The sequence below is a fragment of the Thermodiscus maritimus genome (genome assembly GCF_055382595.1).
Genome location: NZ_AP042434.1, coordinates 108977 through 122220, shown reverse-complemented (window position 1 = coordinate 122220; position 13244 = coordinate 108977). Strand labels below are relative to the sequence as shown.

Sequence of the window (13244 nt, the reverse complement as noted above, 5' to 3'; positions counted from 1 at the left end):
TTGAGGGGTAATAGTGGTTTCCCCCCTCTCGGCTAGTAGTCTATGCCTCCTTTCCCGCGGCCGGTAGGTAGGTGGCTCTCCTTGCAGGCTCCGACTGAGCCTTGTATAAAGAGTAGAATCTCCCCCTCTTCTCGAGCAGGAGGCTCGGCGGCCCCATCTCTACGATCTCACCGTTCTCCAGAACAATTATATTGTCTGATTCAAGGGCCATCGAGAGGCGGTGGGCGATCAGTATGCTTGTCCTCCCCTTCATCAACTCCCTCATAGCCCTCCTAACGAGGGCCTCGGTGTTGGGATCCACGCTAGATAAGGCCTCATCCATTACCACTATGTCTGGATCCTTCAGCATAGCCCTCGCGATCGCAATGAGCTGCTTCTCTCCCGTTGAAAGCCTCTTCCCCGCCTCGCCGGCATCCGTATCGTAGCCGTTGGGGAGCCTCATTATGAACTCGTGTATTCCGAGGGCCTTGCATATCTCCACTACTTCCTCGTCGGAGGCTTCAGGCTTCGAGATCCTAATGTTATCCATAATCGTGCCGGGGAATAGGTACGTCTCCTGGGGGACGTACGCTATCCTCCTCCTAAGCGACCTCGTATCGATCCTTCGTATATCGATACCGTCTAAGAGGATGCTCCCACTGGTTGGATGGTAGAATTTCATAAGGAGGTTCACGAGCGTAGTTTTCCCAGCGCCGGTCTCCCCAACTATAGCAACAGTCTCCCCCGGCTCCACGGTGAATGATATGTTCTTGAGCACCGGCCTCCCAGGCTCGTATTCGAAGTAAACGTTCCTATACTCGATAGCTCCACTCAGCTTCTCCACTCTTATATCGCCTGTCTCCTCGGGCTCTGCTCCATCGATTACCGCATAGATCCTCTCAAGGGAGGCTAGGGCGGACTGCAGGGAGTCGTAGAGGCTTACAACGTTATTGATCGGCCCCCGGAACCTCTGCACGTACTGTACGAACGCGGCCACCACTCCAATAGTTGCTCCTCCAACCTCGACGAGGTAGGCGCCGTAGACTAGGACGGCGGCGACGCTTATGATGGTGGAGAGGTTCATGAGGGGCCAGAAGATGCCCATGTATACTGCTACGCGGAGGTATGCCTTCACAGTCTCCCTGCCAGCCCTGTCGAACTCGCGGGTGACTCTGGACTCCTGCCTGTAGGATTTGATAGCCTCGATCCCGGAGACGCTCTCCTCTACAATGCTTGACACCTTAGCGATCTTCTCTCTCGTCTCCCGGTAGGCCCTCCTCATTCTAGTCCCAAAGTAGACTGCCGCCGCAACCATTAGGGGCACGGTTGCTAGGGCTACGAGCGTTAGCTCGACGTTGAGGTAGATCATGGCTATTATTATGCCTATCAGGGATAGGAGGTCTCCAAGACTCCCCAGGAGGCCTGAGATGAAGACCTCGTTCACCACGCTCGTATCATTAATAACCCTGCTCACAATGTCTCCCGTCTGCTTATCCTTGTAATAGTCCATCCTCGCCTCTAACAGCCTCCTGAAGGCCCTATTCCTCAGGTCGTACAACACCTTCTGGCCGAAGACCTCCACATACCAAGTCCGCAGCGTTGAGAAGGCCCACTGGGCTACGAGTGCTGCAAGGTAGAGGCCTGCAGCTAGGGGGAGGCCTTCCCACTTCGCGGGTACAATGTACTTGTCGATCGCATATCCTAGTATGTAGGGCGACGCCAGCCCTGCAAGTGATGCACCTATTATCGTTAAGATCACTAGTGTAAGTGTTCTCCTGTGAGTGAAGGCTTCACCGAGGAATCTCCGGAGCAGTCCAAGCGAGGAGTTCTTCTCCACACCCATCACCTCCAGGCCTCCTTGTAGAGTCTGTAGAACTCTCCCTTCCTGGCTAGGAGCTCTTCAAGGGTCCCCTCCTCCACAACCCTCCCGTCCACGACTACTATGATCCTGTCGGCGAGGGCTAGGAGGCTGGGCCTCTGCGTGACTATTAGGGCCGTCCTACCCTCCAGTATCTCCTTTAGGTCCTCAACAAGCCTCTTCTCCGTCTCCGCGTCGAGGTTTGAGGCTGGATCGTCTAGTAGGAGGATCTTGGGCTTCGCCACTAGAGCCCTGGCTATTGCGAGCCTCTGCCTCTGCCCTCCGGACAGCGTTACACCCCTCTCCCCCACGAGCGTATCGTACCCCTTAGGGAGGCTGGCTATGAAGTCGTGTATCTTCGCTATCTTAGCCGCCTCAACCACCTCCTCCAGGGAGGCGTCGGGGTTGCCTAGTGCGATGTTCTCCTTGATGCTCCTGTTGAATATGAAGGGCTCCTGGGGAACGTAGCCTATGTGTTTTCTAAGGGACTCGGGCTTTATCTTCTTGATCTCGATGCCGTCGATCAGTATCCTGCCCTTCTGGTAGTCGTAGAAGCGGAGGAGGAGCTTGAATATGGTAGACTTGCCCGAGCCGGGTGGGCCGACTATCGCCACCCTCTCCCCAGGCTCCACGTGGAAGGAGAGGCCCTTCAACACGGGCTTCCCGGGCCGGTACTCGAACCACACGTCCTCGAATGTGATCTCGCCCCTCACATCCTCCAGTTCAATAGCGTCTCGGAGCCTCCTCGACCTTGGGCCTCGTATCTATTATGTCGAAGAGCCTCTTACTGGCGGCCACAGCCCTCTGGATATCGCCTATAGAGAAGCCCAGGGCGACTAGAGGCCAGGTCATTGTAAGCATGTATGTGAGGAATGCTACGAGAGACCCTACAGTGAGTGTGCCCGCGATTATAGCCTCCCCGCCATAGTAGAGCATTCCCGCCATAGCAGCGCCTGTTATGAGGAATGGGGAGTTCCCGTAGATGGCGCTCAACTTGCTCGCCTGAAGGTTGTAGGCGTAGAACTTATCGTTCTCCCCCCGGAACCTCTGATATATGCTGTCCTCGACTGCCAGGGATTTCACGGTCTTTATCCCGGCGATCGCGCTGGTCACTATCCCTGCGAGCACACCGGTCTGGTGCCTTATCTGGTCGTAGACAGGCCTTATCAGGTTCCCATACCTAGTCATCACTATTACGACTAAAGCTATCGCGGCGAGGGCTATGAGGGTCAGTTCTAGGCTCATCCCGTACATGTAGTATACTGCCACTCCTATCAGGAATATAGAGTAGACCAGCATCCGGAGACGGAACTGGATGAACCTCGAAACCCTCTCCGCATCATTCGTTACACGGGAGATCAGCTGGCCTACGAGTGTCTTGTCGAAGAAGTCCATCGACTGCCTTTGGATGGATAGGAATGCCTCCATCCTCATCTCGTACACGGTCTCCTGGGCCACCTTGACGAGCAGGTACCTGCCGGCGAAGCTGAGGATCCCTGCTAGAAGCGTTGCTAGTATAATGAGTAATCCGTAGTAGATCGCAGTGTCTACATCACCTGCAATGACCCCGGAGTCTACTGCCCTCTTAATCAGCACCGGGACTACTCCGTTGGCGTAGGAGGAGAGTATGACTAGCACCAGTGCTGTGGTTAGGAGGAGCCCCCTCCCCCTAACCATGTAGCGGAATAGTCTAGTCAACACCCTGACGCTGCTGTACTCCGGCAACCCCTCAAAGCCCCCGGGTAGTTTATAGCAGGCTAGGGTTTATATCGCTGGTAGATATATGGGTTACGCATACTCCAATACAGTGTAGCGACGGATCCATCCACGATTCCATAAACCAGGACGTCGAGGACCAATAAAATTACATCCGATCCCGGGTCTCCCCGCGAGCACCCCTGTTACCCGTTGAGCCAAAACAATACCCCGAGCGTAAAACCATCAACTGGGCGGATAATGTGCTAGATGGAGTCCTACTCGACGCTGAGCCGGTTAAGGGGGGAGTAAGGCTAGCGCTAGCCACTGAAGAGGGGCTAGCAAGGATAAGCCTGCCGGCCAGGTTCAAAGCATACTTCAAGCCAACCCCCCACTACACGGCGGGCGAGATCGCCCGGGGCATAATACACGAGGATCTCGAGGCCTGGGTGGAGGAGTGGCTGGAGCCGCCATGGTATACTAGGAGGGTTGAAGTGGTAGCGGTCTCCTCCCCAAGCATACCCCTCCTCGAACGCGTTGCGAGAAGCCTGGAGGCGAAGGGGGTAGCGAGGAGGGTAAACGAGTACCCGGGCCCACTGGTAACGGCGCTCTGGGAGATAGGGACCCCGCCGGGGGTAGCGGTTAGGGTACGGGCAGGGTATGTTGAGGCGCTTGAGGACCCGGAAAACCCCCTCTACGAGCCCCCACCCCTAACCATAGCCCGCCTCGAAGCCTACTCCTGGCACGGACCAATAGCGGTGCCGTGGGAGGAGCCAGCCCACTACCATATAGAATGCTGCGGCCTAGAGGTGGAGGCCAGGGACCCCTACGAGGCCAGAGACCTCCTAGCCTCAATGAACCCCCACATAGTAGTGGCGAGGCTCGAGGCTAGGAGCAGGCTCCCCACGGGGAGGGTGGAGTGGCTGTGGTTCGACCCATCCCGCAACCTAGTATCACCATGGGGCCTCATCGAGTGGATGAGGATCTCCTGGCTCCCCTACAGGATGGCCCACTCAGCCCCCATAGGGAAGATACTAACTGCGGCAGAGGCCAGGGAAGCGTATAGGAGACGGTACCTTGTAGACTCCAGAGCCCCGAGAGTCGAAGCGTTCCGGGGCCTCCGGGCCCTGGAAGCCGCGGACATGGCGGGAGCAGCTGAGGATCCCGGAGGCGGGCCTCTACTGGAACATAATACAGTTAGACTACTCGAGCCTCTACCCCAGCCTCATAAGCATACACAACATAAGCTCCGAGACCGTGGAGAGGCCGGGCTGCAGGGGATACGAGGAGGCGCCGGGGGTGGGGCACAGGATATGCATGGACCACCCCGGCCTCGTAGCAACGGTTCTCGGAAGGCTCGTGGAGAGGAGGGCTAGGGTTAAGGCTTCGGGGAGCAGGGATCCGAGGGTGAAGGAGAGGAGCGACGCGATAAAATGGATCCTCGTATCAGGCTTCGGATACCTAGGCTACAGGAACAGCCTCTACGGCAGCATAACAGCCTACGAGTGCGTGACAGCCTACGCTAGGAGAGCCCTGGCGGTGGCCGAGGAGGAGGCTGAGAGGGCTGGGTATAGGATCATACACTCTATAATAGACTCGGTATTCATCCAGCCAGTGGACCCCGAGATCAGCGTGGAGGAGCTCGCAGAGAGGATAAGGTTGAGGGTAGGGGTCCCCTTGAAGATCGAGGCCCGCTACCGCTGGCTGTACATACCCCCAACCCGGAGGGGGCCGGGGGCGGTGAACAAGTACTATGGGAGCCTAGCTGGGGGCGGTGTAAAGCTCCGGGGGGTAATGGCTGTAAGGAGGGATACGCCCGAGTATATTGCGAGGGTCCAGAGGGCAGTGATAGCAGTGCTGGCGAGGGCAGGGGACCCCAGCACGTTCCAGGAGCTGCTAGGTGGGGCTGGCAGGATAATCGAAGCAGCCGCGAAGGCTCTGGTGGAGGGTAGGGTCCCTCTAAGACTCCTAACCATAGAGAGGAGGATAGGAGAGCAGACAAGGAGGCCCCAGAAGTATGCTAGGAGCCTCATAGACCAGGGGATAATTGTGGATAGGGTGAAGTACGTCGTCACCAGGAGAGGGCCGAAGCCGGTGTGGGAGCTGAGGGGGAACGAGGAATACGATCCAAACCACTACCTCATCGTACTCGAGAGGGCGCTTGCCGAGCTCCCCCAACCCCTCATTGCCAGGCTAAACCCAATAAACCAGTAGCCCGGAGGGACAACCATGAAAGAAGAGGAGAGGGCAGGGTGGAATCCATACTGATCCGGGGGAGCTAGGAGTGATTGGCACTATGGTGCTGCCTATGGCCTGGGGCTGGCAGCGGCTGGGGTATGTATTCTACTCCGGGCCTGTTGTGGGGGCTCTGCGGGTAGAGCTCCATTAGCTCGTAGACTTCCGGCGGCACCTCATCCTTCACTGGGAGCCCCAGCTCCTTAGCCTTCTCGTAGGTTATCGGGTAGTCGTGGGTCCACCTCCCCTCTGTTAGGAGCTTGGCGATCTCCTCGGCCCTCTCCCTCCCCATCTTGTCCTCGAGCAGCTCAACTATTACCTCCCTCATCTCCTCGATAGCCTTCCTTGCCACATCTGCCAATATGAGGGTGGTGTCGCTGGCATCCTTACCCTTCAGCTCCGCGACCCTGACTAGGCTGGGCGCTGGCACCACGGGTCCCTGCGGGCTCACCGCGAGCTGGGGGTCTAGGGGTCCAAGCACGGCGTTGGGGTCCATTAGGATCTCGTCGGCCGCGAGGGCTATGAGGGTCCCTCCGCTCATCGCGTAGTGGGGGACTATGACTATCTTCTTCCCCTTATGCCTCTTCAGGGCCCTTGCTATCTGGCTCGCCGCCAGTACTAGTCCTCCGGGAGTGTGTAGTATGAGGGCGATCGTCTGCCCCTCCGGAGTAGTCCTTATAGCCCTGAGAACAGCCTCGCTGTCATCTACATCGATGAACCTCTGTATTGGTATTCCTAGGAACGAGACCCTCTCCTCCCTATGGATCATCGTGATTACTCTCCAATTGTATTCCCTCTCAAGAGCCCTTATGATCGCCAGCCTAGCCGCCTGGAGGCGCCTCATGTTGAATAGAGGGGAGAGCATTGCTATGAAGAATAGGAGCCAGAAGAGAGTCCATATCGTGCTGTTTATGTAGTCTGTTGTAGCCGTCATTATCCAGCACCACTTATATCATGGCGGAACCCAATTTTAAATGGGAGACCACAGCTCCCACCGGAAACCCAGGAGTCCATGGTATTAGAGGATGACGGGAGTAGCCTATCTCCTGTCGAGCCTGAACGGGGAGATCATATCACCATACCTGGATCGAGCCTCTAGGAGCCTCTCCTTCTGCCTCTCAAGCTCCTCAAACACAACCCTCGGCGTCCCCGGTATTCTAGCGTAGATCCCCGCTATCCTCTCGATCTTGGCGAGGTGCTGAGGGACCCTTATCTTGAACTGCTCCTCATACTCCTCCTCAGTACACGTCTTCCCCAGCTCCCTGTCGAAGAGGATCCTGAGGTCCTCGTAGACTGGTATGAGGCCTGTGGGGGCTTCTACCGCATCAGCCTCCCCGTGCACCCTGAGGTCTATCCATTTGAGCCACACCCTCTTATCCCTCTTCTCGTTAAGGTAGCGCCCCTTCTCGCCTCGGAGGAAGTAGTTTACACTGTAGATCCTAGGCGGCTCCCTCAGCTTCTCCGCGAAGTCCAGGTGTAGCTTTATGAAGGAGGCGATCGAGATGGGTATGAAGTCTAGTATCGCAAAGGGGTTGAACTCAACCACTCCAGCCTCGCCTATGACGGCGCTTGTCCTCTCAGACTCCAGCGCCGCCGCCATTGTAGCGATCCCGTGGAGCCAGTTGAAGGCCTCTTTAACGGGGACCCATGTGTCCGGGTCCCTCCCCCCGAAGAGCATCGCGTGGACCGGGACCCCTTCTGGGTCGTCGACGTGCTCGTTGACTATGGGGAGACTGTAGAGGGAGAGGGTGAACCTGGCATTGGGGTGGCTCGGGGGTATCTCCCTGCCATCCCTACCCCTCTTCCCAGGCCACCACTCTCCCTGATAATTCACTCCCGGCCCCGGGGGCTCTGGCCGCCCCCTCCACCAGGGGGTGCCGTCCCTCTTCAGGAGTATGTTGGAGTACACTATCTCATTGCCCGGGTCTGTTAGAGCCTTGTAGAGGACTGGGTCGTCCTCGGGGTTCACCCCGTCTATTATCCCGAACATCCCAGCCTCCGGGTTCACGGCTCTAGCCTCTCTGTTAACCTCCCTTATGATCGCTAGATCGTCTCCTACGATCGTGTCTGAGGCGAAGGCCGTGCTCGTCTTACCGCACCCTGCTGGGAAGGCGCCCGCGATATACGTTGTCCTCCCACCGGGCCCGTGGACGCCTGCTATGAACATGTGCTCGCACAGCCACCCCTCTAGGCTCCCCTTGTGTATGCATAGGCGGAACATGAGCTTCTTCATACCGATTGAGTTCCCACCATACTGGGTGTTCAAGCTATAGGTTCCGTGGCCCTCAAGGTCAATGTAGATCCTCCTCTTCTCTACATTCTTCACCCATCCATGCTCATCCCTCTCCCCTGTAGCATGGATTAGCCTTGCATACTTGATGCTAGGAGCCTTCTCGACGAACTCGTCGTCAGCAGCTCCTATAGAGTATATTCTCATTATGTATAACGTATGCGGAGTCACTCGCCTGTACAGCGTGCATTGTGAAAGGAGAGCCTTTGGGGCCGAAGCAGTAGAAGGCGATGAAGAGCTCGCGGCCCTTCATAATACCCTGTAGCAGGTTCCACGCCTCCTCCAAGCCCCTGGCGCGGTCGAGGGAGTTGACGAATGGGATCTCCCGGCCCCCTTCAACCAGTATCTTGGTATTCCTCCTATCCCTACCGGTGTCCCATGGCCCGTCGAAGTGAACTGTGTGGAGGGGATTCCTAGTCATGTATTCCTCCCTATTCTCCAGCGCCCTCCTCCTAACATACTCGTGGTCCTCTCTCCTCCCTGTTACTACATAGATCCTGCTTGGCCCCGCAGCCTCTGCGAGCCTAGCTACCCAGGTGTGGAGGCCGGGATCCCTTATCGCTCTAAGCCTTTCAATCATCTCGCCATCCATATACTTTGAGAGGGCTCGTAGAGGGTCCCTCACCGGCTGCTCTATAACATCTCCCATAGTACTGTGCCCCTAAATCCCAGACAACACTGTTGAGACGGTATAAATGGCTCAATATACTATCATGCAACGCCTGCAGGGCCTCCTCCTTCAACGCTCTAGCCCATTAACCCGCGGGGCAGGGGGGTTCCCGGGTGGGGGAGGAGAGCCGTCTTCCTAATACAGGATGGTTGGAGTTGGTTTAACTCCAACCCGGGCACTGCGGGCACAAGTCCCCGCCTCTTACAGCAGCGTCTCCGGAGGAACTAAGTCCTAAAACCTTCCAGTACTAGCATATGGACATCGTGCTCCTGCATTGGAGTCTCGTAGTGGCTGGTAGGTTACCTATGAGCCGGTGGACTATAAAGGAACCCATAAGGGGGCCGGGATGAGCGGGGCCCCATCACTATAGGGTGCCTCGTGTGAGGGACTAGAATCTGGGGGGCTCAACGATGCTCCACGCTACCTCCTTAGCCTCCTCCAGCTTCTCCTGGTGCTTCTCAAGGAATGCCTTGAGCTTCTCGGCCCCCATAGTCTTGCATTCTCCGCAGAGCATGGTCCCCGACCTGCAGTCACGGTAGATCCTTAGCAACTCGTTGTCGTCTGGGACTAGATGGTACAGGTATAGGTCGTAGACGGTGCACTTCTCCGGGACTCCGCCCAGCCTCCTCTGCTCCTCCGCCGTAGCCCTGCCGCCTGTTAGGGCCCTCTTCAGCTTCCAAACCGCCTTCTCCGGCGGGTCGGTGAGGAATATCGTGTAGTCCGGCCTGCTGCTGCTCATCTTCCCCCCGTCGAGACCCCTTATCAGCTTGTGGTAGGTTGAGGCCGGCCTCTCCAGCCCTGCTATATCGTGGAGCCTGTCCGCAAGATCCCTTGTGAGGCGGAGGTGCGGGTCCTGGTCAGCGCCCACCGGGACTACTACCCTCTTGTACCCGCCGTATTCCTCAAGCTGCGGATGGAGTATGTCGGCTGCCTGCGTGAGTGCTGCCACGATCTTCCCCGGGGTGACGTCTCCGTATATCGCCTCCAATTCTGCCATGGTCACCTTGCCGGAGAAGAGCTGGATCAACCGGTAGTATGGGGTCCCCCTATTGGTCTGGAAGTAGAAGTCCGTCTTATCCGGGTCTAGGCCGAGGGCTATCATGTTAGCCACATACTCCTCGATCCCCAGCCTTATGATCTCCCTCCTTGGAAGCCTCCTCACCGCGAAGGCCTCGCCGTCTGCTAGGGCGACGAAGACCTTTGCCCCCAGCTCCCGCTGGAAGTATATTAGCTGGTCAACTGTGAGCTTGTGGCCGAAATGGAACCTCCCGCTCGGCATGAACCCGGTTAGTATCGCTATCTTCTCCCCCCGGGCTAATCCCTCGAGTATCACCTTGTCGAAGTCCCTGTGGCCGAAGATTATGTTCCTCCTCATGTGGAGGCTTAATGGTAGGCCCAGCTCCCTCATCCGGGGGATTACCTCTGAGAAGGGCCTTATCCCGAAGACTCGGCGTAGCCTGTCGTAGTCCTTTATCTCTATGGTCCCCCACGGGTCCAGCCTCTCCCCATTCATACTCCACCACCGGTTTATGGGAGGAGCCTCTCCGGGTCCCTTGGGAGGAGCCTCGCCTCCCTAATGTTGTCGAGGCCTAGAGTCTGCATCACTATCCTCTCAAGCCCCATGCCGGCTCCTCCATGGGGTGGGGCTCCATGCTTGAAGAAGTCGAGGTAGAACTGGAAGGACTCCTGCTTGAGGCCCTTATCACGCAGGTTCTTCAACAGCTCCTCGTACCTGTGCTCCCTCTGGCTCCCCGTGACAACCTCGAGGCCCTTCATGAGGAGGTCGAAGCCAGTCGTCCACTCTGGCTCGTCCTCGAGCCTCATAGTGTAGAAGGGCCTAGCAGCCCATGGGTACTCGGTCACGAATACTAGGTCGGAGTCGTACTTCTCCCTAACATACCTCCCCAGCAGCCTCTCCCCCTCGGGGTCTAGGTCTTCGCCGTAGGGGATCTTCTTGCCGTACTCCTCGTCTAGGATCTTGTAGGCTTCACGTATAGAGATCCTAGGCACCTCGCGCGGGACCCTCAGCTCGGCGTTGAACTCCTCCGCGATAGCCTTCGCCAGGGGGTCCCTCTCTAGCCCCTCAGCTATCTTGCGGAAGAAGCCCTCGACGAACCTCATGACATCCTCGGGTCCCTCGATGAAGCCCACCTCTACGTCGAGGCTGTGGTACTCTGTAAGGTGCCTTGTCGTGTGGTGCGGCTCAGCCCTGAATACGGGGCCTACCTCGAACACCCTCTCAAGACCGCTAATCACAGCCATCTGCTTGTAGAACTGGGGGCTCTGGGCCAGGTATGCCTCTCTTCCAAAATATAGTACTGGGAAGACCTCAGCCCCGCTCTCGGTTCCGGCGGCGACGATCTTGGGCGTGAAGATCTCTATGAAGCCCTGGCTCGTATAGTAGTCTCGGAAGGTCCTGGCAACCCACGCCTCGAACTGGAAGATCTTGGAGACCCTCGGGTTGCGGGCGTCGAGCCACCTATAGTTCAGCCTGGTGGCGAGCCCCGCATCTAGGCTCGTGTCGGGTTCTAGGGGGAGGGGCTCGACGGGGACTGAGAGGATCTTCAACCCCGATGCTTTAAGCTCCACTCCCAGCTTGCTCTTAGACTCTACAAGCCTGCCAGTATAGCATACGACGGATTCGAGCCTGAGCTTCTCGGTCTCCTCAACCACCTCGTCCGGGCTCTCTCCCTTCTTAACCACAACCTGGAGGACGCCGGTCCTGTCCCTTAACAGTATGAATTTGAGGCGGCCGAGATCCCTTATCCTATGCACCCAGCCGCAAACCCGGATCTCTCTCCCTAGGAGCATGCTCCTCCTACGGTATACCTCCTCTATGAATGCTTCCTTGTACAAGCCTCGGGGGCACCCCTTCCCTTCATGGACTTGGAGACTGTTATTGTCAAACTTTAAAGTGCTATTGGATTACACTGGGTTCCCAAAGGATGATTCAAAGGGGTGGCGGCTGTGAGCGTATTCTACGTTACCACGCCAATATACTACCCCAACGCCGACCCCCACCTAGGCCACGCCTACACAACGGTATACGCCGACATCCTAGCGAGATACCATAGGTTGAGGGGTGACGAGACCTTCTTCCTCACCGGCACCGACGAGCACGGTTTGAAGCTCCAGAGGACTGCTGAGAAGAGGGGGGTCCATCCCAAGGAGTTCGTGGACGAGATGGCTGAGAAGTATAAGGGGTATTGGAGGCTCCTAGACATAAGCTACGACCGCTTCATAAGAACTACGGACCCCGACCACGAGGAGGTAGTCAAGTGGGCGCTCGAGGAGCTCTACAGGAAGGGGCTCATCTACAAGGCAAGGTACTCGGGCTGGTACTGTGTGGACTGCGAGAAGTTCTACAGTGAGGGGGAGTACGAGGTTGTAGAGGGTAAGCCCCACTGCCCCATCCACAAGAAGCCTCTGGAGTGGCTTGAGGAGGACTCCTACTACTTCCGCCTCAGCGAGTTCAAAGACTACCTGGTAGGGGTTTTGAAGGGGGATACCGTATACCCGAGGCAGTACGCGCTCGAAGTGCTGGGTAAGATCGAGAAGGAGGGCCTCCTAGATGTGAGCATAGCGAGGCCCAAGAGCAGGGTTTGGTGGGGAATACCGCTGCCATGGGACCAGGAATACACGACATACGTCTGGTTCGACGCACTCCTAAACTACCTCACCGGCGCCGGCATATTAAGGGAGCCCGCTCGCTTCAAAAGGCTCTGGCCAGCAGCACACCACGTTATAGGAAAAGATATACTATGGTTCCACACAGCCATCTGGTTCTCAATGCTCCACGCCCTCGAAATCCCCCCACCACGCCGCGTCCTAGTACACGCGTTCCTCATAAACAGGGGCCTAAAGATGGGGAAGAGCGCAGGGAACGTAGTGAGGATCGAGGACCTGCTAGAACGCTACCAAGGCAGCGACGGGCTACGCTATATCATCGCCAGGCTCTTCAACCTCCACAAGGACATAGAGGTCTCAACAAGCCTCTTCGACTCTATATACAACGGGGACCTAGCAGACAACTACGGCAACCTAGCGAGGAGGGTAGGGACCCTCGCCAAGAGGAAGCTCGACGGAAAAGTAGGAGGAGACAGCATAGACGAGGACCTCCACGAGGCCATAATAAAAACCCATATGGCCTACGAGGAGGCAATGCAGTCCTACGAGGTCTCCAGAGCAGTAGAGGCAGTAATGGACCTCCTGAGGAGGGCGAACGCCTACATGAACGAGTCGAAGCCGTGGGAGAAGCAGGAGCCCGTGAGAGAACTATACACAGTACTGGAGGCGGTTAGGGCGGCGACAATAATGCTCCACCCAGTAATACCCAAAGCCACCACCAAGCTGGCGGAGGCATTCGGATTCCAGCTAGACTACAACACCATAACCGAGCCACTCCAAGAATACAATATAAGGGAAGCACCAATACTATTCAAGAAGATAAAGTAGCATATCCACCCCCAGCAACAATAATCCTCTGGAATCCCTTCTCAGCCAATACTACACGGATA

Annotated in this window: 10 protein-coding genes; 2 read left to right on the top strand and 8 right to left on the bottom strand. The window is 57.0% G+C overall.

What is annotated here, in order from left to right:
- Nucleotides 1-40: 40 nt before the first annotated feature.
- From ACZ47H_RS00635 to ACZ47H_RS00625, 3 genes are read right to left on the bottom strand one after another with little or no spacing between them, the layout of a single operon-like run.
- Nucleotides 41-1822: an ABC transporter ATP-binding protein gene (locus ACZ47H_RS00635; protein ID WP_464933301.1), complete on the bottom strand. Its 1782-nt coding sequence runs from the start codon at nt 1820-1822 to the stop codon at nt 41-43.
- Complete coding sequence (locus ACZ47H_RS00630) at nt 1822-2550, bottom strand: ABC transporter ATP-binding protein (RefSeq protein WP_464933300.1); 729 nt, start codon at nt 2548-2550, stop codon at nt 1822-1824. Before ACZ47H_RS00630 ends, ACZ47H_RS00635 begins: the two co-directional genes overlap by 1 nt.
- A 10-nt stretch (nt 2551-2560) precedes the next feature.
- A complete protein-coding gene (locus tag ACZ47H_RS00625; protein WP_464933299.1) occupies nt 2561-3562 on the bottom strand; it encodes an ABC transporter transmembrane domain-containing protein in 1002 nt (333 codons plus the stop codon).
- Nucleotides 3563-4687: 1125 nt separating this feature from the next.
- On the opposite strand from ACZ47H_RS00625, the gene ACZ47H_RS00620 reads away from it, so the two are divergent.
- Nucleotides 4688-5746, top strand: coding sequence for a DNA polymerase domain-containing protein (locus ACZ47H_RS00620; RefSeq protein ID WP_464933990.1), 1059 nt, complete (start codon nt 4688-4690; stop codon nt 5744-5746).
- Nucleotides 5747-5810: 64 nt separating this feature from the next.
- Here the strand turns inward: ACZ47H_RS00620 and ACZ47H_RS00615 are convergent, their stop codons facing one another.
- From ACZ47H_RS00615 to aspS, 5 genes are all read right to left on the bottom strand, one after another.
- Nucleotides 5811-6701, bottom strand: a complete 891-nt coding sequence (locus tag ACZ47H_RS00615; RefSeq protein ID WP_464933298.1) for an SDH family Clp fold serine proteinase — start codon at nt 6699-6701, stop codon at nt 5811-5813.
- 105 nt (nt 6702-6806) lie between these two features.
- Nucleotides 6807-8228: a phosphoenolpyruvate carboxykinase domain-containing protein gene (locus ACZ47H_RS00610; protein ID WP_464933297.1), complete on the bottom strand. Its 1422-nt coding sequence runs from the start codon at nt 8226-8228 to the stop codon at nt 6807-6809.
- Nucleotides 8176-8706: a hypothetical protein gene (locus ACZ47H_RS00605; protein ID WP_464933296.1), complete on the bottom strand. Its 531-nt coding sequence runs from the start codon at nt 8704-8706 to the stop codon at nt 8176-8178. The genes ACZ47H_RS00610 and ACZ47H_RS00605 overlap by 53 nt, the downstream gene beginning before the upstream one ends.
- Before the next feature lie 409 nt (nt 8707-9115).
- Nucleotides 9116-10240: a tryptophan--tRNA ligase gene (locus ACZ47H_RS00600; protein WP_464933295.1), complete on the bottom strand. Its 1125-nt coding sequence runs from the start codon at nt 10238-10240 to the stop codon at nt 9116-9118.
- Nucleotides 10241-10254: 14 nt separating this feature from the next.
- Nucleotides 10255-11583 carry an aspartate--tRNA(Asn) ligase gene (gene aspS / locus ACZ47H_RS00595; protein ID WP_464933294.1) on the bottom strand — a complete coding sequence of 443 codons (1329 nt, stop codon included), beginning with the start codon at nt 11581-11583 and terminating at the stop codon, nt 10255-10257.
- Nucleotides 11584-11685: 102 nt separating this feature from the next.
- Between aspS and metG the strand changes: the two genes are divergently transcribed.
- The gene (metG, locus tag ACZ47H_RS00590) at nt 11686-13182 is read left to right on the top strand and encodes a methionine--tRNA ligase (RefSeq protein WP_464933293.1); all 1497 of its coding nucleotides are present in this window, start codon (nt 11686-11688) and stop codon (nt 13180-13182) included.
- Nucleotides 13183-13244: the final 62 nt, after the last annotated feature.